This window comes from Archangium gephyra, from assembly GCF_049060025.1.
Lineage (GTDB): Bacteria > Myxococcota > Myxococcia > Myxococcales > Myxococcaceae > Archangium > Archangium gephyra_A.
On sequence record NZ_JBMEQQ010000002.1, the window covers coordinates 6,541,555 to 6,566,522 of the forward strand.

The following is a 24,968-nucleotide window of genomic DNA, read 5'->3' on the forward strand; positions in this document are numbered from 1 at the left end:
CTCCCTGCCCTCCCCCGTCTTTCGAGGACTTCCGATGAACCGGACCTACTTGTTGCTGGCCACCACCGGACTGCTCGCCCTCGTGGCGGTGGCGGTGGGCCTGCCCCGCCAGAAGGACACGAGCCACACGCTCGCCCAACCCGGCGAGGCCCCCACGGGCATCGTGCTGCCCCCGGCCACGGCGAAGGCCGGCCCGCTGACGCTGGAGGGCAAGCTGTCCGGGGCCTGGCTGATGGCCGGGCCGAGCGAGGCCTACGCCGTGCTGAAGGTACGGGCGGACCAGCCCCGCGAGCACAAGCGCGTGCCGGTGAGCCTGGCGCTGGTCATCGACCGCTCGGGCTCCATGCGCGGCCAGAAGCTGACGGACGCGAAGCGCGCGGCGCGGCTGCTGGTGCAGCGCCTGGGCGCCGAGGACCGGCTCGCGCTGGTGCACTACGGCTCGGACGTGCGCGTCTTCCCCAGCCAGCTGGTGACGGAGGAGACCCGCCAGCGGATGCTCGAGTTCGTGGACACCATCGAGGACGAGGGCGCCACCAACATCAGCGGCGGCCTGCAGGCGGCGGCCCAGGAGCTGCGCCCGTACCTGCGGAGCTTCCGGGTGAGCCGCGTCCTGCTGCTCAGCGATGGGCACCCCACCGAGGGCCTCGTGGAGGACGGGGAGCTGACCCAGCTCGCGGACTCCTACCAGCACGAGGGCATGGCGGTGAGCGGCCTGGGCGTGGGCGATGAGTTCAACGAGCGGCTGATGCGGGGCCTGGCCGAGCGGGGCGGCGGCTTCTACGGCTACATCCAGGACTCGGAGAAGCTGGCGGAGATTCTGGGGCGCGAGCTGGAGCAGGCGGCGGGGACGCTGGCGCGCGGGGTGGTGCTGCGGCTGGAGCTGCCCGAGGGCGTGGTGGACGCGGAGGCGATGGGCGTGTCGGCGCGGCGCGAGGGCCGCACGCTGGTGGTGCCCCTGTACGACCTGGCCGGCGGACAGGAGGCGCAGGTGGTGGTGAAGCTGACGCTGGGCCTGGAGGCCACGGGCGCGGAGCGGACGGTGCTGGGCGCGCAGCTCCGCTACCAGGACGTGGAGGCGGACCGGCTGGTGGAGACGGCCCTGGCCCTCACGGCGAAGGTGACGGAGGACGAGTCCGTGGTGCGGGCTAACCTGGACCGGGAGGTGCGGGTGCACGCGGTGCGGGCGCTCGGGGCCCGGGAGATGCAGGCGGCCGCCGAGGAGATGAAGCGCGGCAACCGGCAGAAGGCCCTGGGCATGCTGGACAACGCCCGCCGCCTCTTCGGCAGCTCGGCGGCGGCGCTCTCGGGGGAGCTTGCGGACGTGGACCGGACGAAGGCAGCCTATCTCAACGCCCAGGATGAAACCTCCGTGAAGCGTGAAGCGTTGAAGCTTCATCGCAAATCGCTGACGACCTTCGGACAGAACAACTCCTATTAGGAAAGCCCGGCCATGCCCCTGTCGGTACAGCTCCAGGAACGCGAGGACTTCGAGGTGCGCACGCTGCGTGCGCTGGGTGGCGGGGCGGCCGCGGGCCTGCTGGCGGTGGCGGCCTCGCGGCTGTACATCCAGGTGGACGCGGGCTTCTTCGCGGTGGCGGGAGCGGCGCTGGCCGGGGCGCGCACGGACTGGAAGGTGCGCGTGGGGATGCTGTTGGGCTTCCCCGTGCTGCTGAACCTGCCGGACATGCTCTTCATCCCCCCGCCCCTGTCCGACGCGGGCATGGGCGCGCTGGCGGCCGGAGTGGTGGGCTGGCTGGGGACCCGGTGGAAGCCGAAGCCCCTGCAGGTGCTGGCCGGCGCGGTGGGCGCGGGGGTGCTGGTGCCCCTGGGCCTGTACGTGAAGACGGTGATGGACGCGCGGCTCTTCGACGGGCGCCTGGGCGCGGTGGGCGCGGTGCTGGGCCTGGCGGCGGTGGCGCTCTTCTGGAGCGTGGGCATGCTCGCGGCGCACGTGACGGTGCACGGCAACGCAGTGGAGGCGCGGGGCTCGGCGCTGGAGAAGCAGCTCTCCGGCGAGGCCCAGGGCCTGGTGTCGCGCGCGGTGACGCTCTACGCCCAGTGCCAGAAGGAAGCGGCGCGGCTGACGCCGGGGCCGGGCAGGACGGAGCTGGTGGGCGTGCTGGAGAAGATGGCGCGCGAGGTGTTCTCCCTCGCCGAGTCCCACGCCGAGCTGGAGGCGCAGCTCCGCGCGGTGCACCAGGGCGAGGTGGACGCGCAGGTGAAGGAGCTGCGCGCCAAGGCGGCCGCGGCCACGGATGCGGTGGCGCGGCGGCAGTTGGAGCTGGCGGCCTCGTCGCTGGGCGAGGAGCTCAACCACCTGGATTTGCTGGGCCGCAAGCGGGAGCGGCAGCTCGCGCAGCTCCACGCCCAGGTGGCCCTGCTGGAGCGGGCCCGGGTGTCCCTGGTGGGCGTGAAGGGCGGCGACGTGGGCTCCAAGGGCGCCCAGGCCGAGCAGCTCGCGCGCAAGCTCGCGGCCCTGGGCCAGGAGGACGCGGGTACTCCCGCCCCGGCCCCGCTGCCCGAGTCCACCCAGGTGAGGAGCTGAGCGCCCCGTTTTCGCTCATGCGTTGAGCCGTAGCGGAATTCACACACCGTCACGCAACAAAGTTCGCTTTTTCGCCGATAACGAGAGGAGGAGGAGCAGGCGAGCACTCGCCCGCTTCACCAGGAGACGAGGCGTCTCCGAGAACCCTCCACCGCTCCGGGCTCCCGGGGCAGGAACCGACATCGTGCGAAAGACAGAAACCTCTCCTTCGAGGTCCGGACTCTTCGGCCGCCATCTGCTGGCGGCCGTGCTCTCCCTCACGCTGGCGGCCTGCGGAGGCATGCCCCAGGACGAGGGGGAGGAGCTCCTGGGCACCCAGGAGTCCCCGGTCAGCGTGCGGCTGCGCGTGATGGCGGCCAACACCACCAGCGGCAACCTGCAGAGCTACGATCCGGGCCACGGCACCCGCATCTTCCAGGGGACGAAGCCGGACGTGGTGGCCATCCAGGAGTTCAACTACGGGGACAACTCGGCCGCCGCCATCCGGGGCTTCGTCAACACCGCCTTCGGCTCCAACTTCTATTACTACCGCGAGGCCGGCGCGCAGATCCCCAACGGCATCATCAGCCGCTACCCCATCATCGCCGCGGGCGAGTGGGACGACACCCAGGTCTCCAACCGGGACTTCGCCTGGGCGCGCATCGACGTGCCGGGGCCCAAGGACCTCTGGGTGGTGAGCGTGCACCTGCTCACCGCCAGCAGCAGCGTGCGCAACACCGAGGCCGTCAACCTGGTCAACTTCATCAAGGCCAACGTCCCCGCCTCCGACTTCCTGGTCATCGCCGGTGACTTCAACACCGACAGCCGCTCCGAGTCCTGCTTCTCCACCTTCTCCCAGGTGGTGAGCACGGCCAGCCCGTACCCGGCGGACCGCAACGGCAACGGCAACACCAACGCCAGCCGCGGCAAGCCGTATGACCACGTGCTCGTCGACGCCGACCTGCGCGCCTACCAGACGGCCACCGTCATCGGCGGCAGCTCCTTCGCCGCGGGCACGGTGATCGACACCCGCGTGTACTCGCCCCTCTCGGAGATTTCTCCCGCGCTGAGCGCCGACAGCGGCGCCACCAACATGCAGCACATGGCCGTCATCAAGGACTTCCTCATCCCCTCGGACACCACCACCCCCACCGCGAGCGTCACGGTGAGCTCGCCCAACGGCGGCGAGAGCTGGGTGGGCGGCAGCCCCCAGAGCATCTCCTGGACGGCCACGGGCGTGACGAACGTGAAGCTCGAGTACACGCTCAACGGCACCACGTGGACCACCATCACCTCCAGCTTCCCGGCCTCCACGGGCTATTACGGCTGGACGGTCCCGAGCAACGCCACCACCACCGCCCGGGTGCGCGTGAGCGACGCCACCAACTCCGCCGTCTCCGACACGAGCAACGCCACCTTCACCATCACCACCTCCGGCGGCGGGGGCAGCGTCCCCGTGGTGTTCATCAACGAGGTGCTCGCCAACGAGGCGGGCTCGGACGTGAATGGTGAGTTCGTGGAGCTCTACAACGCGGGAGGCAGCACGGCGGACCTCTCCGGCTGGACGCTCTCCGATGCCACCGGCCTGCGCCACACCTTCGCGAGCGGCACGACGCTGGCGCCGGGCAGGGCCCTGGCCGTGTTCGGCGGCGCCGCGGGGATTCCCACGGGCGTGACCAACGCGGTGGCGGCCACCTCGGGCGGCCTCAACCTGAGCAACAGCGGCGACACCGTGACGGTGAAGAACGCGGCCGGCACGACGGTGAGCACCATCACCTATTCCTCGTCGCTCTCGGGCACGGACGGCGTGTCGATGAACCGCAACCCGGATGCCACCAACGGCGCCACCCTCGTGCTGCACACCACCCTGTCGACCGCCACGTCCTCGGCCGGCAAGCGCCCCAACGGCACCGTCTACTGAGTCCCGGAGTCCGTCACCCCGCGAGGTGACGGCACGGCCCGCCGCTCCAGCGCAGTCCGGGCTGGAGCGCGCGGGGACTCCCCTCTACTTCGAGCTCTTCGAGCGGCCCTTGTCCGGGCTCGGCGCCCTCACCGCGTGCAGGCGGGACTCGGCCGTCAGCCGGGAGATGACCTGACCGACGGTGCCCTGGTCCTCCTCCTTCAGCCGCTCCTCGATGCGCTGCTCGATGTCCTCGCGCATCTTCCGCGCCTCGGCGAGCGCGGCGTTGATCTGCTCGCGCACCTGCACGGAGTGCTCGTCCATCGCGGCGCTGCGATACGGGGCGGTGTCCCGGCGCACCGCGATGCGTCCCGCGGTACTTCCAGCCGTCCGGCGCCGCCGCACCACCGTGCGCTTCTGCTTCCCCGCTCCACCCTTGCGCTTGTCCGCCATCGCGGCCTCCTGCTTCACATTCCGATCTCCCCGGAAGGTGGGGTGTGCTCCCAGGTGCCGGTAGTCCCCTCCCGGTACGGTCCGGGTGCGGCCAGGCAGACAGTCGGCATGAGGCCCGCCCGCCCCTTTCCGGCCTTCTCCCCGGCCTTCTCCCAGAGGGAAAGGGTGTGCCTCGTCCCCCAGGGCCATCGCCTGCCTCCCAGCCAACAGGCCCCTCACTTACGAAGACCTTCGTTGACATCTACGAATCTCTTCGTATATCTATGGGGAGGAAGCTGACGGGAGGCAGAGCGATGAGTGAACCGACGCTGCCGCGTCCGACGGACGCGGAGTTGGGCATCCTCCGGGTGCTGTGGGAACGAGGCCCCAGCACCGTGCGCGACGTGCACGAGGCCCTGAACAAGGGCCAGGAGGGCACCGGCTACACCACGGTGCTCAAGTTGATGCAGATCATGGCCGAGAAGGGACTCGTGGAGCGCGACGAGTCCCAGCGGGCCCACGTCTACAAGGCACGGGCGACGCAACAGAAGACGCAACGCCAGCTCGTGACGGACCTGCTGGACCGGGCCTTCGGAGGCTCCCCGGCCCAACTGGCGATGCAGGCCCTGTCGACGAAGAAGGCCTCGGCCGAGGAGCTCGCCGAGTTGCGCAAGCTGCTGGACACCCTGGAAGGGGAGGAGACGCCATGAGCGGAGCCGTGTCGCAGTCCCTGGGCTGGGCCTTGCTGCACCTGCTCTGGCAGGGCGCGTTGGTGGCGGCGGCGCTGGCCGTGGCCCTGCGTATGCTGGATCGCCGCGCGGCCTCCCTGCGCTACCTGCTCGCCTGTGGCGCGCTGGCGCTGATGCTCGTGCTGCCCGCCCTCACCGGCTGGCACCATTACGTCTCCCTTCAGAAGGTGGAGCCCGTGCGCTCCCCCGCCCCCGTGGCGCTGACCTCCGCCGTGGCGCCTGCCCCGGAGCTGGCGCGTGCGATGGACGTGCGTACCCCAGCGGCCCCGCGCGCCGCCGAGCCCACGCCGGTGTTGGAGCGGGCGCTGGCGCTGTCGGGCGAGCACATGCACTGGCTGGTGCTGGCATGGGGGCTGGGCGTGACGGTGTCGTCGCTGCGGCTGCTCTCGGGGTGGCTGAAGCTGCGCCGCCTGGTGCACGAGGCCGAGCCCGCGCCCGCCGAGTGGCAGGAAGCGCTGGAGCGGCTGGCACTGCGCCTGGGAATGACGCGCCCGGTGCGGCTGCTGCGCTCGGCGGCGCTGGACGTGCCCGCGGCGGTGGGCTGGCTGCGGCCGGTGGTGCTGCTGCCCGTGACGGCGCTCACCGGGCTGTCCGCCCGCCAGTTGGAGATGGTGCTGGCGCACGAGCTGGCCCACATCCGGCGCCACGACTTCGCGGTGAACCTGGTGCAGACGCTGGTGGAGACGCTGCTCTTCTACCACCCGGCGGTGGGGTGGATGTCGCGCGTCATCCGCGTCGAGCGCGAGCACTGCTGTGACGACATCGCCGTGGGCACGAGCGGCAACGCGGTCTCGTACGCCCGGGCCCTCACCGCGCTGGAGTCCCTGCGCGTGCTGCCGCTCGGGACGGCGAGCCCGGCGATGTCCGCCCTGGGTGGCTCGCTCACGGACCGCGTCCGGCGGCTGGTGGTTGCCCCCGCGGCGCGCTGCTCCTCGCGGTGGGTGGCGGGTGCCTCGGTCGTCACGCTGATGAGCGGCGTGGCGGTGGCGGCTCCCCTGGCGGCCCTCGTCCTCCCCGAGCCTCCCGCGCCCGTGAGCGCCCCGATGGCGCCCGGCCTCCCCGCCCCTCCGGCTCCGATGGACCCGCCCGCCCCGGTCCCGCCCGTGGCGCCGCGGCTGGGACGCGTGCCCCCTGCACTGCCCATGGGTGCTCCGGTGCTCGCCCAGGGTCCGGTTCCCGGCCCCGCTCCGAAGCCGGTGATCGCCGGGAAGCTGAACGTGGACTCGGACTACGAGGCGGACGAGGACACCACCCGCGTGGGCGACAAGCCGCTCTCGGTGGATCAGCTCGTCGCGCTCAAGGTGGCCGGCGTCACCCCCGAGCGGGTGAAGCAGATGGAGTCGCTCGGCTATGAGCCCACGGTGGGCAACCTGGTGCAGTTCGGCCACGCCGGCATGACGCCCGAGTACGTGAAGGAGATGACGGGCATCCTCGGCCGCAAGCCCACCGCCGAGGAGCTGGTGGAGATGCGCCACGTCGGCGTGACGCCCGAGCGCGTGAAGGGGCTCGCGGCGGCCGGGTACGGCAAGCTCTCGGCCGACGAGCTGACGCAGGCGGCGGCGCTCGGTGTGGACGAGCGCTTCATCAATGAGCTGCGGTCCGCCGGCTACGACAAGCTGCCGTTCGATGAGCTGGTCCAGTTCCGCGCGCTCGGCGTGAATGGCGAGTACGTGCAGGCGCTGAAGGCCGCGGGCTACGACAAGCTCCCGGCGGACGAGCTGACGCAGTTCAAGGCGCTCGGCGTGACGCCGGAGTACCTGCGCACGCTGCGCGAGGCGGGGCTCGACAAGCTCCCCGCCGAGAGGGTGGTGGAGATGCGCGCCCTCGGCGTGGACGCGGCCTTCATCCGCAAGCTGCGTGACGAGGGAATGGACAAGCTCTCGGTGGACGAGCTGATCCGCCTTCGTAGCAGTGGCGTGGACGCGGACTTCATCCGCGAGCTGCGCAAGAAGCAGTAACCGGCAGTCCCCTTCCCCTCACCTCCCACGAGCCCCCGGCCGCGCCTCCCGCGCGAGCCGCCGGGCTCCCTTTTGCCCGAAGTGCCCCGAAGGAGCCTGAACCATGACCACGCACATGACCCCTCGAAGGACGACGTACCCGCTGCTCTTCTCCGCCGTGCTGCTGTGGACCCTCTCCGCGCTGGCCGCCGCGCCGAAGAGCGGCACGTGGACGGCCACCCCGCGCGAGGACACGCTGCAGATGAGCTTCCGCGTGAAGGAGCACGGAAACATGGGGCTCAGCATCCCCCGGGCCTCCTTCCAGGGGCTGAACACCGCGGACGGCGCGGACACGAAGTTCCAGCTCGTTCGCGAGGCGGGCACGCTGCGCTTCGAGGGCCGCTTCGCCCACGGCGAGGGCGCGGGCCACTACACCTTCGAGCCGAATGCGGCGTACCTCGAGGAGATGGGGAAGCTTGGCTACACGAACATCACCCCGGACGAGCACTTTCAACTGGCCATCTTCGACCTGGGACCGGCGCGGGTGAAGGCGCTGGCGGAGCTCGGCTACGCGAAGCTGTCCCATGACGAGCTCATCCAGGTGGCCATCTTCCAGGTGACGCCCGAGCACATCCGCGCCCTGAAGGCGGCCGGTTACGACAAGCTGAAGCTGGAGGAGCTCGTGGCCTCGCGCATCCACGGCGTGACGCCGGAGCACATCCGCGAGATGGCCGGCCTGGGCTACGGCAAGCTGGACTTCGATGACCTGGTGGCCACGCGCATCCACGGAATCACGCCGCAGTTCGTCCGCGAGGCGAAGGGACTGGGGCTCGGCGAGCTTCTCCCTGGACGAGCTGATGTCCATGCGCATTCACGGCGTCACCCCCAAGTTCGTCCAGGAGATTCGCGAAGCCGGGTACCCGAACGTCACGCTCGAGCAACTCGTGGACATGCGCATCCACGGCATCGACGGCAACTACGTCCGTTCCCTCGCCGGGAAGAAGGAAAGCGGCCGGAAGTAGGAGCGCCTGGGCAACGAGGACTTCACCCGGCTCGGCGGATACAATACCGGGATAAGCTCGCCCCAACATGAGATGGGGAACGGCCCGACCCGCCGGGTGGATATGTCTCCTGGCGTTGGTGCTCCAGGCCTGCGCGACGACGGGAGCGATGGATGACATCGAGCCCGAAGAGGATCTTCCAGCGGAGCAATTTGGGAGGGATCTCCCCCCACCTTGGGAGACGCGCGACGAGGAGACGGACGAAGAAGCGCGCCGGGCTGAAGCCACGGCGGCCTTATCGGGCATGCGTGGAGTGGCCAGCCACGTAGAGGAAGCCGGCGCAGAGCTGGTCTTCCGCTTCTGGGCACAGAATGGCGTGCTGACACTGCTGTCCTGGAAGCGTGGTGCCGTGGAGGCGGGCGCCGCGAGGAAGAGGGCTGCGTTCGACCCGGGTCTTGAAGCGCACCTCCCCATTTATGTGAAGGCGCGCACCGGAGAAATTGTCCTCACCTTGCACCGGGAGCAGCGCGGATGGAGCCTGCGCTCCCTCACCACCGCGGAGAACGCCAGGCCCCTGGAGGCCAGGACGTTGCCCGTGCGGCGCACGGGCGTGACAGCCAACACCCTCGCCCAGGCGCATGCCCTGGCCACCCGGTTGTCCAGGGGGCTGCGGGTCCCCGCTGGGGGCAGCGTCACGGCGTGGGTGGATGTCCAGTTGGATGATGATCGGGTCCTTGGCGCGACGACCGCACGCTACGAGTCCCATGGCGGCCCACCTGTCCGAGAACCCTCGCCGGAACTGGTGGCGCAACTCGCTCAGGCGCTCCTGCCGTTCACCCATGCGATCGGGCCGCGCACGGTCCGGTTGACGCTGGTGGCGGAGCACCACCGGACGGAGCAGTCAGCGCGCTGGCGAGTCATGGAAGCCGGGACGCTGCGCCTGGACTCGGAAGCCCCGCCCGACCTCGTCGCCGAGCACTACGCGCTCTACGAGCGCATCCTCCGCCAGTGGAGGGAAGAGACCCAGGACGCCTTCCTGCAAGCGGGAGTCACCAGCACCGAGTTCCTCGCTACCTGGTTCATCAGCAGCCTCGCGTTACGCGGCGGCCTTGCACTCTTCGAAGCGGTGGCACCCCGGCTGGCGCCCATCCTGGCTCGTGGGGGTGCGGAGACAGTCGCATGGTTCCGCTCCTTCCTCGCCCGGGTACGTCCGGCCGAGCGGGAACAGTTCCATCGCTTGTGGACGAAGGCCCAGACCCAGGGACTGTCCGCCGTGGAGAAGGAGCAGTTGCGCAAGCTCATGGCCCGCTTCGAGCAGCTTCTCGATACCAGGCTGGACAGCTATGCAAGCGGGGAACTCAGGAAGCTCGCTCACAACGACTTCTACGGGAAGTTCCATCCCGACCTGGCAAAGCTCCTGCTGGATGAGTGGGGGAAGCGCTACCCCGTACATCACCACATCCCCCTGGAGTACGCTCATCTCTTCGCGCGGTTGAACATCAACGCCCGGGAGAACCTGTGGGGCGTGCACAAGCTCATACATGAGAGAATCAACAAGGTCTGGACGGCGTTCCGGCAGGCGAAAGGCAAGGCAACCGCGGAAGACGTGCGGAAAGTGGCGGCCATCGTCCACCGGCACTTTGGACGCTGGTTCAACCAACATTATGAGGCGGGGCGCTCCGCGTCCGCGCTCGCCAGGGCCGAGGCGGATGCACTCGCCGAAGTGAAGGTTATCGTAGACCTCCTCCTGCAATGAGCATCGCCATGAATGCAGATATTCCACTGCCGGGTCTCGACAGGCTGATGGAGGTATACCGGAAGCATGGGCTGCCCTTGAAAATCCTTCCGCCGGGGCGCGCTCCCCCCTCGGCTGGAGAACTCGTGGCGGGCCATCCCTTCGATCCCGTGCTCGCGGCCGTCTACAGACGCCTTGGCGGGGCTGATTTCGGGTTTCTGGACGATTTCAACGGAGAGTTCTTCCTCAACCCGGTCAATGATCAACTCAACGGAATCGTCCTTGATACCGAGGGATTTCGACGCCCGGAGGAGCCCTGGCACTCCTCTGTCATCTTCGGGGGCGTCCCCGGGCTCGCCTACTACTATGCCGTTGTGCCAGAGCTGGCCGACGAGCAGGGCCGCCAGCCCGTCATCTACATCGATGCCTACATGGACAGGTACGTCCTGCCCATCGCCTCGAACGTAGATCGCTTCTTCGATGCGCTCTCCCACTACATCGACATGCTCATGGTGGACCAGGGCTACCTGTTCGATGGCATGCGAGGCATCCAATTTCCCGGGAGCGTGCCCGAGCTCTTCGCCCGCGACCGGCGGCTGGTCGAGATGATCGTCACCGGCCGCTTCGACTTCATCATGAACCTGGGCGACGAGTTCCAGGATTGGCTCGCCCGGGTGAAGTCCGCTTGAGGCAGATGCCCCTCACTCCAGCGACGGGCCCGTGTCCCCCGGCATCAACGCCTGCCGCGCCAGTGACACCGGCAGCCCGAGTTGCAGGAACCGGTCGTGGAAGTCTCGCAGCGAGAACGTCTGTCCCCGCGCCTCCAGGTAGCGCTGGTAGTCCTCGCGCAGCTTCAGGATCTGCATCCGCCCCAGCGCGTAATAGAGGTACGTGGGATTGAACGTGCCCCGCTGCACCTCGCGCAGGGCCGGGAAGGGCTCGAAGTACGCAATCTCCGCGTAGCGCTTCGCCGCTCCCTCCACCGACTCACCGAAGGCGTGCATCGACAGGCCCGCGTGCCACCGCGCATGCCTTTGCAACGCCCGCCGCAACTGCCCCAGCCGCACCGCCGGGTCTCCCCCGCCCAAGCCCTCGTCCACCATCATCTGCTCCACGTAGTGCGCCCAGCCCTCCACCAGCGACGCGGGCGTGAACACCTTGCGCACCTCCGTCGGAATCCGGGCCTCGTACAGCAACTGCACGAAGTGTCCCGGCATCCCCTCGTGCACCGTGATGCCCAAGAGCCCCGCGCGGTTGAAGTACGTCAGGTGCTGCGCCTTCTGCTCCTCCGTCCACTCCGGCTCGACGTTGGTGATGTTGTAGAAGGCCTCCGTCGCCCGCGTCTCGAACGGCCCCGGCGTGTCCATCGACGCGAAGCCCATCCGCGCGTACGGCGGCGTCTCGCGCACTGTCGGCAGCCGCTCCGAGGGCAGCGTCAACAGCCCCTTCTCCACCACGAACCGCTGGCACTCCTCCAACTGCTTGCGCGCCGTCGGAATCAGCTCCTCGGCCGTCGGGTGGTCGTGCACCAGCGCGTCCATCACCTCCACCGGTGACTTCGCCGCGTCCACCCGCGCCGCCTCCTTCGCCACCCACTCCTGGTACCTCCGGATGGCCCGCTCGTTGATGTCGCGCAACTGCTCGGCCATCAGCGCCACGTGCTCCTCCAGCGCGAGCTTCTTCTCGAAGAGCCCCTTCCCCAGCCGGAAGTCTCCATTCGCCTTCGGCAACAACTCCTGCTCCTGCCACCGCGCGAAGCCTTCCACCTCCGTCACCGCCCGAGCCAGCGCCGCCGAGAACTCCTCACGCAGCCCCGCCTCCACCCGCGCCAGCCCCTGGGCCTCCAGCGCCTTCGGCAAATCCGAGCGCAGGAAGCCCACCGTGCCGCGCGTGTCGCGCAGGCCCTGCTCGGCCCACGGCTTCGGCACATCGCGCAGGTTGGCCTTCGCCGCGGCCACCACCGCGGGAATCCGCTCCATCCGCGCCATCAGGCTCCGCACCCGCTCCTCCACCGGAGCGAACTCCCGCTGCGACAGCGACGAGAGGCCACTGGCCACCACGCTGTTGTAGAGCATCGGGTTGCGCTGCCAGCCGCGCTCCTCCTCCAGCTCCAGCAGCTCCGCGCGGATGGCGTTCTCCAGGATGCGCACGTCGAACACCGCGTCCCCGGTGAGCGACGCCCGGTCCAGCCGCTCCAGCCGCGCGAGCCACCCGTGCAACGCCTTCACCTGGCGCTGGATGGCCTCGGCGGACAGGTCCTGCACCCGCGCGTCGTACTGGTGCAGGCCCAGGCTCGTCGAGCGCACCGGGTGCGCGGCGTAGTACCAGTCGAGGTACTCGCGGGCGAAGCGGGCGTATTCGGCATCGGCGGGAGTGGAAGCCATGGCGGACGCGGAGGCCGCCGGCCCCGAGCCCGTGCGCGGAGCACACGCGGGCACCAGGAGCAGGGCGGCACAGCAGAGGATCGTTCGAAGCATCACGTCCGCAGTCTCCATCCCCCGGGCACGGCGGGGAAGGCGCTCGGAGTGGACTCCGTACCGCTTGCGCACCCGGTGCCTCCTCGCCCAGCCTCACCCGTCATGAAACTCCGCGTGCTGCTCGCCTCCGCCCTCCTCCTGCCCGCCTGTGCGGCGCGGAGAGTCCCGCCCCCGCCCGAGCCCACCAGCGCGCCGGTCGCCGCTCCCGCTCCGGCCCCCGAGCCCCCGAGCACGCCCGTGGCCCCACCTGCTCCGGCTCCCGAGCCCCCCAGCGCGCCCGTGGCCGCTCTGCCTCCGGCTCCGGAGTTCACGGTGGCGCCCCCCACCGGCTTGCAGCAGAAGGCAGGCCCCATCGGCACGCGACACCCCATCCTCTTCCAGCGGTCCGCCGAGGACGGGCGCTGGGTCATCGCCTGCCAGGCGCGCGAGGACACCAACAGGGACGGGGCCGTGGAGGTCCGCTTCGGCCGTCACGGGGACACGTATGGGGATGCGCTCGTCCCCTACCTCTTCCTCGAACCCGGCGAGGGCGAGCATCTCGACGACTTCCTCACCGCCGACCCGGCCGGCCGCTACCTCGTGTTGGTCCGCGCCGGCTCGCTCCGGCTGCTCGACACCTATACGCGCACCGACACCGAGCTGGCCCCTCCTGGTGCCATCCCCGAGAGCACCGCGCCCAGCGCGCCGCTGCCCGTGTCCTTCTCCCGCGATGGCCGGCACCTGCTCCTGGTGTCCCTGAGCGGGCCCGAGAAGCGGCCCACGGCCTTCCTCCTCGACCTGCGGGACGGCAGCCGGCGCGAGGTGCCGCATGGCCCCGGCGTGCTGGGCCACGCCAGGCTCGACTCGGACGGCCGGTGGGTGATGTTCGGCGTCATCACCCAGGACACCAATGAGGATGGACAGCTCACCTGGCCTCGGGCGAGGACCTCGCTCTCCTCCAGGTACTGCCGGGGCCCCATCATGTCGTACGGCCACTATGGCCAGGAGGGAGACACGCCCACCTGGCTGCTGCGCCGCGTGGACGGAGGCGGGCTCGTCCCGAGCGAAGGCGTCCTCCAGACGCTGGGAGACGCCTTGCTGCGTCTGAGCCCGCAGGGCGAGGTGTTCGTCGAAGAGGCCTCGGGCCAGCGCACCGAGTGGGTGCCCGCGAGCTGCCGTGCCAACGTCCTCCACGTGGATGCCGCGCGGGAGCAGGTCCTGGTGGCCTGCAAGGAGCGGGACAACGCGCTCGAGCTGCACGGCGCCCGGGTCCACCAGCCGCTCGGGCTGTCCGTCGGGTACACCGGGCGGCCCCCTCCCTCCGGCGGCCCGCCCCGGTTGTTCCCGGTCACCCCCGCCTCCACCAAGGGCGGCGCGTCCTCCACCCCCCAGAGCGTGGTGGACCTGGAGACGCGCACCGTGCACCCGGTGCAAGGAGAGGTGCAATACACCGAGGGGACTCGCGCCCTGGTGGTGCGGTACGCCGGACGCGACCACCAGTTCCGCCGCCTCTGGTGGGTGGACACCCGGACGGGAGAGCAGCGCAAGCTCGGTGAGCAGACCGGGTACGGGTTCGCGAGCGCGGGGAGCCTCGTCTACTCCGAGGGCCTGCTGGTGGACATGAGCACCGGGCGGCTCGCCGGTCCGGTGAAGGGAGAGGTGCAGGCCCTCGACACGCAGGGGCGCGTGGTGCTCGACCCCGGCGGCGCGGCGGGACGGAGCGTGCCCCGAGGCCCCCTCCAGTGGACCCCGGCCGTGCGCTCGCGCTGAGCCCCGGGCCCGGGGAGACGGGCCCGGGGAGCGGCCGGGCGGACATGCCCCGCGGGGCCGGGTGCATATTCGCGAGCGGCTCCCGTCCAAGCCCATGAATGCCATCTTCAACAATCAGTCCCGGGCCCCCGTGCACGAGGAACGTGCGGGAGAAGTCCTCCTGGGTTAAGGGTTCGCCTGCCTGACAGCCCTGGCTCCTTGCAACCCCCGAGGCCCCTGGCTGGTGGAGGTACCGAGAGATGTCCGAGCAGCAGCCGAAGAAGAAGCGCTGGCCCTATGTGGTGGGCGGCATCGTCCTGTTCCTGGTGGTGGTGGTGGCGGTGGCCCTGTGGCGGCTCGACGCCATCCTGCTCGAGCGCGCCCGCACCGAGGCCGCGACGCTCTCCCGGACGCTGGGCCGGCCCGTGGAGATTGGTGACATCTCCACCCAGCTCGTCCCCCACGTGGGCGTCGAGGTGGAGAACGTGGTGGTGGGCGCCGCCGAGGGCGAGCAGGTGCCCCTGGTGGAGCTGAAGGAGCTCGACGTGGCGGTGGCGCTCTGGCCCGCCCTCACCTCGCGCGGCCAGGACATCCAGGTGAAGAACGCCGAGGTGTCCGGGCTCACCGTCAACATCGTCCGGCTGCCGGACGGCACCACCAACGTCTCGCGGCTGCAGGAGAAGCTCGCCCAGCAGCAGCCCAAGGAGGAGCCGCCGCCCGCCGAGGAGCAGCCCACGGACCTGTCGAGGGTGCGCGTGGACCGGGCGGCGCTGACGGACGCCACCATCCGCTTCATCGACCGGAGCGCGGCGCAGGCACGCGAGCTGGCCATCTCCGATCTCGACGTGGAGGTGAAGGACCTGCGCGCGGGCAAGCCGCTGGACGTGGTGCTGCACGCCGCGGTGCTGGCGGAGAAGCAGAACTTCCACCTCACGCTGCACACGACGCCGCTGCCGGCCTCGCTCATCCCCGTGCCCGAGCGCGTGGTGCTCAAGAGCGAGCCCATCGACCTGGCGCCGCTGGGCCCCTTCCTCGGCCCGGAGCTGGGGCTGCAGGCGGGCACGCTCCAGGCGGACTGGACGGCGGAGCTGGGCGCGGCGGTGCCCGGCGGCACCGGGCCCACCCACCTCAAGGGCGGCCTGCGCGCGCAGGGCCTGCGCTTCGCCGGAGCCGAGGGTGGCAAGGCGCTCGACGTGGTGGTGGACACCGACGTGACGGGCGACATGGACAAGGGGGACCTCTCCCTCCAGACGCTGCGGATGGAGCTCGGCCCGGCGCGCATCACCGGCAAGGGCCAGGTGAAGGGGATGCTCAGCGAGACGCCCACGGTGCAGGACTTCGAGCTGGTGGGGCAGAACCTGGATCCGGCGGTGCTGGCCGGGTACTACCCGCCGCTGCGCAAGCAGCTCGCCAACCAGGTGGCGGGCCCCATCGGCCTCGTGGTGCGCGGGGGCGGCACGCAGGAGTCGCAGGCGCTGACGGCGGAGGTGGACCTGACGCCGGTGCGGCTGCGCATTCCCGAGCAGCTCTCCAAGGAGGCGGGCGCGCCCATGCGGCTGACGGCGCGGCTCACCGGGGCGGCGGCCAGCGGAGGCGCGCTGCGCTTCGACGCGAAGACGGACCTGACGGGCGTGGACATGCGGCCGGGGCTGCTGCTGGACAAGCGGCCCGGGCAGACCTTCACGGTGGACGCGGCGGGCACGTACCAGCCCGAGAGCGGCAAGCAGCCGATGAAGGTGGACCTGAGCCGGCTGGGCATCGCCCTGCTCGAGTACACGATGGCGGGCAAGGCGTCGTTCTCGCAGGCGGGCACGGGGGCGAAGGAGACGACGACGTTCGCCCTGGCGCTCGAGAGCCCGCGGCTCGACGCGGACGAGCTGCTGATGACGGACGAGGAGATCGCCGCCACGGTGGGCGGACCGCTGCCGGAGGAGGGGCCGGATGATCCCAAGCGCTTCAACGGCATGCGCGGCGACATGTCGTTCAAGATTGGCGCGCTGCGGATGAACGAGATGGACCTGTCCAACATGGTGGCCGACCTGAAGATGGTGGACGACCTCATCACGGTGGAGCGCTTCACCACAGGCATCTACGGGGGCACGGTGTCGGCGAATGGGAGCACGGTGCGGCTGGGGCCCGAGGCGGCGCAGCGGCCCTTCGAGCTGAAGGCGGAGGTGAAGGGGATGAACGTGGCGCAGGCGCTGTCCACGCGGGTGCCGCGCAAGGTGCTGGAGGGGACGTTCGACGGGCAGATGAACCTGTCGGGCGTGGGTTACGAGATGGCGAGCCTGCAGGAGCGGCTGGCCGGAGCCATCGACGGCAACCTGCTGGGCGGGGCGTTCTCGGGCATGGACATTCCGGCGGCGGTGTCCGGGCCGCTGGTGAAGGCGCTGCCCTTCACGGGCAAGGTGCTGGACGGCGATGGGGTGACGGAGCTGGCGGAGCAGCTCCCGTTCGGGGTGACCATCAAGAACGGCGTGGCGCAGCTCTCCAAGCCGATCACCTGGACGAGGCCGGACGCGGCGATGAGCTTCGACGGAGGCATCCGGCTGGACGGGACGCTGGACCTGGCGGGGACGGTGAACCTGGGGCCGCCGCTCATCGAGCGGATGACGCTGGGCCGGGCGAAGCCGACGGAGCCGGTGCCGGTGGCGCTGAAGCTGACGGGCAAGGCGTGGAGCCCGGAGGTGACGGGGCTGGACGTGAAGCCGGCGGCGGTGGCCATCGGGAAGATGGCGGTGGCGAGCGCGGCGACGGAGCTGCTGGGTGAGAAGGGCAAGCAGGTGGGGAAGATCATCACCGGCGGCACGGACGCGGCGAAGGAAGCGGCGCGGGCCGAGGCGGAGAAGCGTCAGAAGGAGCTGGAGGAGAAGGCGCGGCAGGAAGCGGATGCCGCGCGCAAGAAGGCCGAGGAGGAAGCGAAGAAGCGCGTCCGCGGCCTCTTCGGACGTTAGCCGCGCCTCACTGCTGCGCCACGGCGGGCAGCCGGGTGCTCCGCGACTCCGGAGCCGCGGGCCCACACTGGCGCAGCAGGAACTCCCGGCGGACCTCCGTCTCCGGCGCGGTGCGCACGAAGGCCTCCCGTCCCGCGTCGCACAGCAGGCCCACGTTCAGCACGTGCTTGCAGTAGCCCCAGTGCCCCGTCTCCCAATACTGGATGCGCTCGTTGTACACGCCGCGCGCCCACTCGCCGGGAGTCAGGCGGAACAGCTCCTCGTGGCGCTCGCCCCGCGACAGGCCGCTCCACTCGAGCCGTCCCGGCATCCCCATCTTCCCGTAGTCGAGCAGCACCCGGACGCCCGCCTCCGAGCGCTCCACGCGGAAGGCCTCCAGCTCGACGAAGGGCCTGCCCCGGCGCACCTCCGTCCATTCCCGCGCCAGGAAGCGCCGCTGCTCGGAGAAGTAGACGTGGTGCAGCGGGAAGGCGCCCTCGCGCCAGACTCCGCTCAACGCCTCCGGCAGCTCGAGCGCCAGGGGCGTGGCATCGCGCACCCGCGCGCCCGCGCCTCCCCGTGAGTCCTTCGTCCACTCCGTGGTGAGCAGTTGGATGAACAGACCGGAGACACGCGTATCCGTACGGGGAGAGCGTCTGCTTCGCTGCCGGGCCATGATGTGACTCCCAGACGGGGCGCGTATCCGGAACCGGCGAGAGGCCCCTGCCCTCGTCATTCCCCGGGGCCCTACCCACCCGGCCTCCCTTTCAGGCCAGAGGTATATCGGCAACCTCCGCAATCCCGGCAATCCCCCCCCAGGGCCATTCCCGGACGGCGCGGGCGATCAGCGTCGCAGGAGCAACAGTGCTCCCGCCACCGGCCGCCCGATTCCCACGGCGCGAGAAGAAGAGAGGAAACGCGCCCGCCCCTCTCAGTGACGCGTGACTCCCGGCGCGGGGGCCAGCATGCGCGGGCCCAGCCGGTCCCGGTTGTGCGGCGTGAGCAGGTCCACCTGCGGCCCCATCGGCACGATGCGCGAGGGGTTGATGGCGTCCTGGCTCCAGTAATAGTGCACCTTGATGTGCTCGACGTTCGTCGTCTCCGCGAAGCCGGGCGTCTGGTACAGGTCCAGCAGGTAGTTCCACAGGTTGGGGAAGTCCTGCAGCCGCGCCAGGTTGCACTTGAAGTGCGAGTAGTAGACGAGGTCGAAGCGCACCAGCGTCGTGTAGAAACAGAGGTCCGCCTCGGTGAGCACGTCGCCGCACAGGTAGCGCTGCCGGTCCAGCACCTGCTCCCAGTGCTGCAACGCGGTGAAGAGCTGCGCACCGCCAGCTCGTAGGCGCCCTGGCTGTTGGCGAAGCCCGCCTTGTACACGCCGTTGTTCACCGGCTCGTAGAGCGCGTCGATGGTTTCATCCACCTGCTCGCGCAGCGCCTCGGGCCACAGCGTCACCGGGTGCTCGGCGAAGGCGTCGAACTCGGTGTCCAGCATGCGCAGCAGCTCGCGCGACTCGTTGTTGACGATGGTGCGCTCGTGCGCGTCCCACAGCACCGGCACCGTCACCCGCCCCGAGTAGTGCGGATCCGCCTTCAGGTAGAGCTCGCTCAGGTAGCGCGAGCCATTGAGCGTGTCCGGGCCCGAGCGGGGGTAGCCCCCGAAGCCCCAGCCGTTGCGCCCCATGCGGGGATCCACCACGGTGAGCCCCACCGCCGACTCCAGCCCCTTGAGCTTGCGGATGAGGAGCGCGCGGCTCGCCCACGGGCAGGCATAGGAGACATAGAGATGGTAGCGGCCCGCCTCCGCCGGGAAGCGCCCTTCCCCGCTCGCGCACACCCGGTCATGGAAGCGCGTTCGCGGACGCACGAAGCGTCCGGCCTCGTCCGGGGCGTACCAGTCCGTACGCCACTCTCCGTCCACCAACATTCCCACGGTTCACCTCCGTTGCCTGGAAACGGTTGGCACGTTGCGTCACACGGGCAATCACCCCGGCATGCGGCGGGACTGGAGCGAGCCCGCGCGCAAGATGGGCAGGCGGAGAGGCGGGGGCCCGGGCCGCCTGGAGCCCTTCAACCCCGGGGCAAGTCCACCGTGAAGGTGGCGCCCCGCCGCGGCGCGCTCTCCACGTGGATGGTGCCCCCCATGGCGGTGACGATCTCCCGGGTAATCCACAGCCCCATCCCCAGGCCGCCGTAGTTCCGGTCGCTCACCGCGCGCTCGAAGCGCTCGAAGATGCGCTCCTGCACCTCGGGCTCGATGCCGATGCCCTCGTCACGCACCCGCAGGTGGACGCGCTCCCCCGAGGTGCTCAGCGCCACCTCCACGGGATGGCCCGCGCCATACTTGAGGGCATTGGAGAGCAGGTTGCTCAACACCTGCTCCAGCCGCAGCCGGTCCCACCGGGACACCACCGGCCCGGGCACCCGGACGCTCAGGGCACAGCCCGCCCGCTCGGCCTCGGGACGGAGCTGCCCGGCCACCTCCCGCACCAGCTCGGCCAGGTCCAGCTCCTCCGGGTGCAGCACCAGCCGTCCCGAGGTGATGCGCGACACATCCAGCAGCTCGTCCACCAGCACGCCCAGGCGGCTCGCCCCGCGCTCCAGGCCCTTGAGCCGGGACACGGTCCGCTCGCTCCAGGCCTCCTCCCGGCGCGTGCAGCCCACCAGCGCCTGGACGTTGAGCTTCAACGCGGTGACGGGCGTGCGCAGCTCGTGCGCGGCCACCTGGAGGAAGCCATCGCGCAGCCCGATGGCCTTCTGCGCCTCGCGGTAGAGCAGCGCGTTGTCCACCGAGACGGCCGCCCGGCGGGCGAGGTCCTCGGCCAGCCGCAGCTCCTCCTGCCCATAGCGCCGGCCGGATTCGCCCACGGCGAGCGTGAGGGCCCCGAGCACCCGCTCGCGCGAGCGCAGCGCCACCACGACGTAGGAGCGCAGCCCCAGCGCGCGCATCAGCCTCAGGTGCTCCGCGTCCCGCGCATGGCGGACGAGCACCTCGTCGGGGAGGTCCGGGATGAGCTCCGACTCTCCCGTCCGCAGCACCCGGGGAGAGCCGGAGGGCGCATCCGGGTCGAAGGGGTAGCGCCGCAGCAGCTCCTCGCTCAGCCGCACCTTGTCTGGATCGCCGTGGAAGGTGATGAGCCGGCGCACCCGCCCGCGCCCATCCACCACGTCCACCCCGCACCAGTCGGCGAGCACGGGCACGGCCAGGGTGGCCACGCGCCGCAGGGTGTCCTCGTAGTCGAGCGAGGTGGCCAGCAGCGCACTGGCCTCGGCGAGGAAGCGCAGGTTGTCCTCGGAGCGCCGGCGCTCGGTGATGTCCATCACCGTGCCGATGAAGCGCGCGGGCCGGCCCTCCTCGTCGAAGAAGCAGCGGCCCCGCGAGGCGATCCACCGCACCACCCCATCGCGCAGCCCCCGGACGCGGAACTCCTCGCGGTACTCGCCGTCACCGCCAGGAGCCAATGCCCGCCGGACCTGCGCCTCCACCCGGCCGCGCTCCTCGGGATGGAGCGCGGCGAGGAAGGCGGAGGAGTAGTCCACCGGCCCCGCCTGCTCCGCGGGCATTCCGAAGAGGGCCTTGCACCGCGTGTCCCAGTGCAGCTCGCCCGTCCTGGGGTTCAGGTCCCACGTCCCGAGCGCGGCCGACTCCAGCGCGAGCCGGAGCTGGGCCTCGCTCTCGCGCAGCGCCTCCGTCTGCCGGCTCAGCGTCCGGGAGAGGGCCTCGGCGCGCTGGCCCGCCTGCGCCGCCTCGCGCTCCTGCCGCTCGCGCTGCTCCCGCTCGGCGCGCACCCGCTCGGCATAGCCCGCGAAGAAGTCCCCCAGCCGGGGCTCCTCCTGGAGCAGCGCCCCCAGGTGCTCCCGGGCGCGCTGGTCCGCCTCGTAGGACAGCTCCGGATGGGCCTCCACCCAGAGCTGGCACGCCTTCACATAGGCGAGGAACACGACGAGGTGTCCGTAGAGCCCGGGGCTGAGCACCCGACGCACCCGCTCCCGGCACCGCTCCGCCTGGGCCTGGTGGACGAAGAGGAAGACGCAGCAGCGGAACAGATCCTCCTCCAGCGCCGAGCCGGGCGCGGGCCATTCCCCCAGGGAGTCCCCCCCGGCTTCCAGACGGGCGAGCGTCTCGTCGATGGCCCCGTGCGCGGGCGGGAGGGATTCCAGGAGCTCCAACACCTCGGAGGACTTCATCCCCAGGGGCCGCAGCGCACAGGAGTGGCACACGATGCAGTAGGGCACCACGCAGTAGCGCGACAGGTACGCGAAGAGCTTCTCCCGGAAGAGCGCGGGGAGGGGATTCTCCACGTAGGCCTGGAGCGTCTGCTGCCACAGGTTCTCCAGCACCTGGGGGTTGTCCAGCGCGGGCGCGAAGAACGGGGGGAAGAACCCGAAACGAGCCTCGATCTCCTCTCGGATTTCCCGTGACGTGCGCATTCCCTCTACCGACGTTGAACAGAGCCGTGACTTCAAGGTGCGGCCGGGAGCCACTCCGGCGCCACCCGGGGCCCGCCCGCCTGGAGCCCATCCGGGGATGCGCGCCACCGCTGAAAGGCTCCGGCCTCCGGATGAAACACCGTGAAACAGTCACGGGCTCGTCCGTTCTCCCCGTGACCCCAGGAGTGCCCTGCACCCGACGGGTGGCACGCGCTCTGCAGAATCCCCGTGGAACAGACCTGGCTCCAATGAGACAGGTGTTTCACGAGACACGAGCGACGAGACATGTCCCGCCCGTCCGGGGTGGAGGAGACCGAGATGAGTGAAGGGGTGACCGAGCAGGTCTGCAGGGATCCGGTGATGGTGCCGGTGGCGCGGGTTCCGGGGGCCGAGCGGCACCGGGTGGTCATCATCGGAGGAGGCACGGCCGGCATCAGCGTGGCGGCGCGGCTGGCGCACGCCGGGCAGAAGGACGTGGCCATCCTCGAGCCGAGCGCGCACCACTACTACCAGCCGCTCTGGACGCTGGTGGGCGCGGGCGAGGCGCGCGTGGAGGACACCGTGCGCGACGAGGCCCGCTGCATCCCCCGGGGCGTGAAGTGGATTCAGGACTGGGCCGAGGAGGTGGACCCGGTGGCCCGGACGGTGAGCACCCGGGGCGGCAAGCGCATCGGGTACGACTTCCTCGTGGTGGCGCCCGGCATCCAGCTCGACTGGGACAAGGTGAAGGGCCTGCGCCAGGCGCTGGCGGAGCGGCCCAACGTCTCCAGCAACTACGACGTGCGCTACGCGCCCAAGACGTGGGAGATGCTCCGCGCCTTCCAGGGAGGCACCGCCCTCTTCACCCACCCGGCCACGCCGGTGAAGTGCGCGGGCGCGCCGCAGAAGATCATGTACCTGGCCGCGGACCACTTCCGGAAGCGGGGCCTCCAGGACCGGGCGCACGTCCTCTTCGCCTCGGCCGGCAAGGCCATCTTCGGGGTGAAGGAGTACGCCGCGGTGCTGGAGCAGGTGGTGAAGCGCTACGGCATCGACGCCCGCTACCAGCACAACCTCACCGAGGTGCGGGGCGACAGGAACGAGGCCGTCTTCACGCGCACGCTGCCGGAGGGCGGCACCGAGGAGGTGGTCATCCCGTACGACATGCTCCACGCCTGTCCGCCGCAGAGTGCGCCGGACTTCATCCAGCGCAGCCCGCTGGCCTGGCAGGAGGGGGGGACGAAGGGCTGGGTGAAGGCGAACAAGCACACGTTGCAGCACCCGGACCACCCGGAGGTGTTCGCGCTGGGAGATGCCTCGGACCTGCCCACCTCGCGCACCGGGGCGGCCATCCGCAAGCAGGCGCCCGTGCTGGTGGAGAACCTGCTCGCCGTCATGGCTGGCCGGGCCCCCACCGCGAGCTACGACGGCTACGCGTCCTGCCCGCTCACCACCGGCTACGGCAAGCTGCTGCTCGCCGAGTTCGACTACGACGGCAAACCCACCCCCAGCATCCCGCTCATCGACACCCTCAAGGAGCGGCGTGACATGTGGCTGCTCAAGAAGTACGGCCTGCCCCAGCTCTACTGGAAGCTGATGTTGCGCGGGAGGGCCTGACGGGCGCGGCCGTGAGCAACTGGTCCGATTGTTGGACCAGTTGGTGAAGCGCGCGGCCGGGAGGGGTATGAACCGGGGTGAAACAGCATGTTTCACCCGTCCGCGCTCATGCCCACCTCGCGCTCCCCGCCCACCACCAGCTCCCCGCTCCTGCTGCCCGCCCTGGAGGCCCTGGCGGGAGCGGTGCTGCTCGTCGACCTCCAGCAGCGGGTGACGGCCGCCACGCCCGAGGCGGAGGCACGTCTGGGCCCCGCCCCGGTCCGCCCCGGCACGCCGCTGGCGGAGGTGCTCTCCGTGTCCGAGGGTGCCCGGGGCCTCGAGGCGCTGCTGTCCCAGGGACGCCAGGTGGAAGCCCGGCCACGCGCATCCGGGCCCGTGCGGGTGCGGGCGGTGCCGCTGGGGCAGGGAGCGAAGCGGCTCGGGTGGGCGGTGCTGCTCGGCGCGGAGGCGGAGTCCGAGGGGACGCGGGGTGAGGCCGAGGAGACGTTCCACGGCATGTGGACGCGCAACCCGGGGATGAAGCGCCTGTTCCGCATCGTGGAGAAGGTGGCGCGCACCGAGTCCAGCGTGCTCGTGCGGGGCGAGTCGGGCACGGGCAAGGAGCTGGTGGCCAACGCGCTGCATGCCATCTCGGCGCGGCACAAGGGCCCGTTCCGCGCCATCAACTGCGCCGCCCTGCCTCCCAGTCTCCTGGAGAGCGAGCTGTTCGGCCACGTGCGCGGCGCCTTCACCGGCGCGGTGCGCGACAGCCCGGGCCACTTCCGCCTCGCCGACGGGGGCACGCTCTTCCTGGACGAGGTGGCGGAGATTCCCCTGGAGCTGCAGGGGAAGCTGCTGCGGGTGCTGGAGACGCGCTCCATCATCCCCGTGGGTGGACGCGCCTCGGTGCCGGTGAACGTGCGCATCGTCGCCGCCACCCACCGGCCCCTGCGGCGCGAGGTGGAGGCAGGCCGCTTCCGCGCGGACCTGATGTACCGGCTGCGGGTGGTGCCCCTCTTCCTGCCGTCCTTGCGCGAGCGCTGCGAGGACATCCTCCCGCTGGCGAGGCGCTTCCTCGACGAGCTGGAACAGAACGGCCCCCGCCACGTGGAGCGCTTCTCGCCGGGAGCGCGGCGCCTGCTGGAGTCGCATGGTTGGCCGGGCAACGTGCGCGAGCTGCGCAACGTGATGGAGTACGCCTACGTCATCGGGGAGGGCCCGGTGCTGCACGAGGCCGACCTGCCCCCCGAGTTCTCCGAGCCGCGTCCGCCGCCGGTGCCCGACGTCCCGGCCGGGTCCGCCACGGGAGGCGACGCTCACGACCCGGCGGTGCTGCGGGCCGCGCTGGCGAGGGCGGGAGGCAATCGCACGGAGGCCGCCCGGATGCTGGGCATCAGCCGGGTCACCCTCTGGCGGCGCCTGAAGGACGCGGAGAGCCCCTGACCGTTTCAACCGTTTCACGAAACGTTTCACCTCCTCTCCCTCTCCCCCCCGGGAGAGGGTCGGGGTGAGGGTATCCGTGCCCGTGTTCTGCCCTGCCCCCGAGGAAA

Annotated in this window: 18 protein-coding genes and 1 pseudogene; 13 read left to right on the forward strand and 6 right to left on the reverse strand. The window is 70.7% G+C overall.

Annotated features, from left to right (window positions below):
• Positions 1-34 precede the first annotated feature (34 nt).
• From ACN28I_RS28355 to ACN28I_RS28365, 3 genes are all read left to right on the forward strand, one after another.
• The gene (locus tag ACN28I_RS28355) at positions 35-1,438 is read left to right on the forward strand and encodes a vWA domain-containing protein (RefSeq protein WP_420945047.1); all 1,404 of its coding nucleotides are present in this window, start codon (positions 35-37) and stop codon (positions 1,436-1,438) included.
• A gap of 12 nt (positions 1,439-1,450) precedes the next feature.
• Positions 1,451-2,545 carry a hypothetical protein gene (locus ACN28I_RS28360; RefSeq protein ID WP_420945048.1) on the forward strand — a complete coding sequence of 365 codons (1,095 nt, stop codon included), beginning with the start codon at positions 1,451-1,453 and terminating at the stop codon, positions 2,543-2,545.
• A 280-nt stretch (positions 2,546-2,825) separates the two neighbouring features.
• A complete protein-coding gene (locus tag ACN28I_RS28365) occupies positions 2,826-4,445 on the forward strand; it encodes a lamin tail domain-containing protein (RefSeq protein ID WP_420948731.1) in 1,620 nt (539 codons plus the stop codon).
• An 84-nt stretch (positions 4,446-4,529) separates the two neighbouring features.
• Here the strand turns inward: ACN28I_RS28365 and ACN28I_RS28370 are convergent, their stop codons facing one another.
• Positions 4,530-4,895: a hypothetical protein gene (locus tag ACN28I_RS28370; RefSeq protein ID WP_420945049.1), complete on the reverse strand. Its 366-nt coding sequence runs from the start codon at positions 4,893-4,895 to the stop codon at positions 4,530-4,532.
• 275 nt (positions 4,896-5,170) lie between these two features.
• Between ACN28I_RS28370 and ACN28I_RS28375 the strand changes: the two genes are divergently transcribed.
• From ACN28I_RS28375 to ACN28I_RS28395, 5 genes are all read left to right on the forward strand, one after another.
• Positions 5,171-5,566: a BlaI/MecI/CopY family transcriptional regulator gene (locus tag ACN28I_RS28375; RefSeq protein WP_420945050.1), complete on the forward strand. Its 396-nt coding sequence runs from the start codon at positions 5,171-5,173 to the stop codon at positions 5,564-5,566.
• Entirely contained in the window at positions 5,563-7,563 is a 2,001-nt protein-coding gene (locus ACN28I_RS28380) for a M56 family metallopeptidase (protein ID WP_420945051.1), read from the forward strand. Before ACN28I_RS28375 ends, ACN28I_RS28380 begins: the two co-directional genes overlap by 4 nt.
• A gap of 103 nt (positions 7,564-7,666) precedes the next feature.
• A complete protein-coding gene (locus ACN28I_RS28385) occupies positions 7,667-8,635 on the forward strand; it encodes a hypothetical protein (protein WP_420945052.1) in 969 nt (322 codons plus the stop codon).
• A 77-nt stretch (positions 8,636-8,712) separates the two neighbouring features.
• Positions 8,713-10,299, forward strand: a complete 1,587-nt coding sequence (locus ACN28I_RS28390) for a hypothetical protein (RefSeq protein WP_420945053.1) — start codon at positions 8,713-8,715, stop codon at positions 10,297-10,299.
• A 125-nt stretch (positions 10,300-10,424) separates the two neighbouring features.
• Positions 10,425-10,967: a hypothetical protein gene (locus ACN28I_RS28395; RefSeq protein ID WP_420945054.1), complete on the forward strand. Its 543-nt coding sequence runs from the start codon at positions 10,425-10,427 to the stop codon at positions 10,965-10,967.
• Between the two features lie 12 nt (positions 10,968-10,979).
• Here the strand turns inward: ACN28I_RS28395 and ACN28I_RS28400 are convergent, their stop codons facing one another.
• Positions 10,980-12,755 (reverse strand): DUF885 domain-containing protein, encoded by a 1,776-nt coding sequence (locus ACN28I_RS28400; RefSeq protein ID WP_420948732.1) that lies wholly within the window; start codon positions 12,753-12,755, stop codon positions 10,980-10,982.
• Between the two features lie 114 nt (positions 12,756-12,869).
• On the opposite strand from ACN28I_RS28400, the gene ACN28I_RS28405 reads away from it, so the two are divergent.
• Complete coding sequence (locus tag ACN28I_RS28405; RefSeq protein WP_420945055.1) at positions 12,870-14,504, forward strand: hypothetical protein; 1,635 nt, start codon at positions 12,870-12,872, stop codon at positions 14,502-14,504.
• Positions 14,505-14,743: 239 nt separating this feature from the next.
• Complete coding sequence (locus tag ACN28I_RS28410; RefSeq protein WP_420945056.1) at positions 14,744-17,437, forward strand: AsmA family protein; 2,694 nt, start codon at positions 14,744-14,746, stop codon at positions 17,435-17,437.
• 7 nt (positions 17,438-17,444) lie between these two features.
• Here ACN28I_RS28410 and ACN28I_RS28415 read toward each other — a convergent pair whose 3' ends face one another.
• Both ACN28I_RS28415 and ACN28I_RS28420 read right to left on the reverse strand, forming a co-directional pair.
• Positions 17,445-18,092, reverse strand: coding sequence for a hypothetical protein (locus ACN28I_RS28415; protein WP_420945057.1), 648 nt, complete (start codon positions 18,090-18,092; stop codon positions 17,445-17,447).
• Between the two features lie 255 nt (positions 18,093-18,347).
• Positions 18,348-18,722, reverse strand: a complete 375-nt coding sequence (locus ACN28I_RS28420) for a glutathione S-transferase C-terminal domain-containing protein (RefSeq protein ID WP_420945058.1) — start codon at positions 18,720-18,722, stop codon at positions 18,348-18,350.
• 99 nt (positions 18,723-18,821) lie between these two features.
• Between ACN28I_RS28420 and ACN28I_RS28425 the strand changes: the two genes are divergently transcribed.
• Positions 18,822-18,992, forward strand: coding sequence for a hypothetical protein (locus tag ACN28I_RS28425; RefSeq protein WP_420945059.1), 171 nt, complete (start codon positions 18,822-18,824; stop codon positions 18,990-18,992).
• Here ACN28I_RS28425 and ACN28I_RS28430 read toward each other — a convergent pair.
• Positions 18,956-19,339: pseudogene (locus ACN28I_RS28430) on the reverse strand (glutathione S-transferase family protein); the annotation flags it as partial. The gene ACN28I_RS28425 and the pseudogene ACN28I_RS28430 sit on opposite strands and share 37 nt — an antisense overlap.
• A gap of 143 nt (positions 19,340-19,482) precedes the next feature.
• Positions 19,483-21,843, reverse strand: a complete 2,361-nt coding sequence (locus tag ACN28I_RS28435) for an ATP-binding protein (protein WP_420945060.1) — start codon at positions 21,841-21,843, stop codon at positions 19,483-19,485.
• Positions 21,844-22,128: 285 nt separating this feature from the next.
• Between ACN28I_RS28435 and ACN28I_RS28440 the strand changes: the two genes are divergently transcribed.
• Both ACN28I_RS28440 and ACN28I_RS28445 read left to right on the forward strand, forming a co-directional pair.
• Positions 22,129-23,439 (forward strand): FAD-dependent oxidoreductase, encoded by a 1,311-nt coding sequence (locus ACN28I_RS28440; RefSeq protein WP_420945061.1) that lies wholly within the window; start codon positions 22,129-22,131, stop codon positions 23,437-23,439.
• Positions 23,440-23,526: 87 nt separating this feature from the next.
• Positions 23,527-24,861, forward strand: a complete 1,335-nt coding sequence (locus tag ACN28I_RS28445) for a sigma-54 interaction domain-containing protein (protein WP_420945062.1) — start codon at positions 23,527-23,529, stop codon at positions 24,859-24,861.
• Positions 24,862-24,968: the final 107 nt, after the last annotated feature.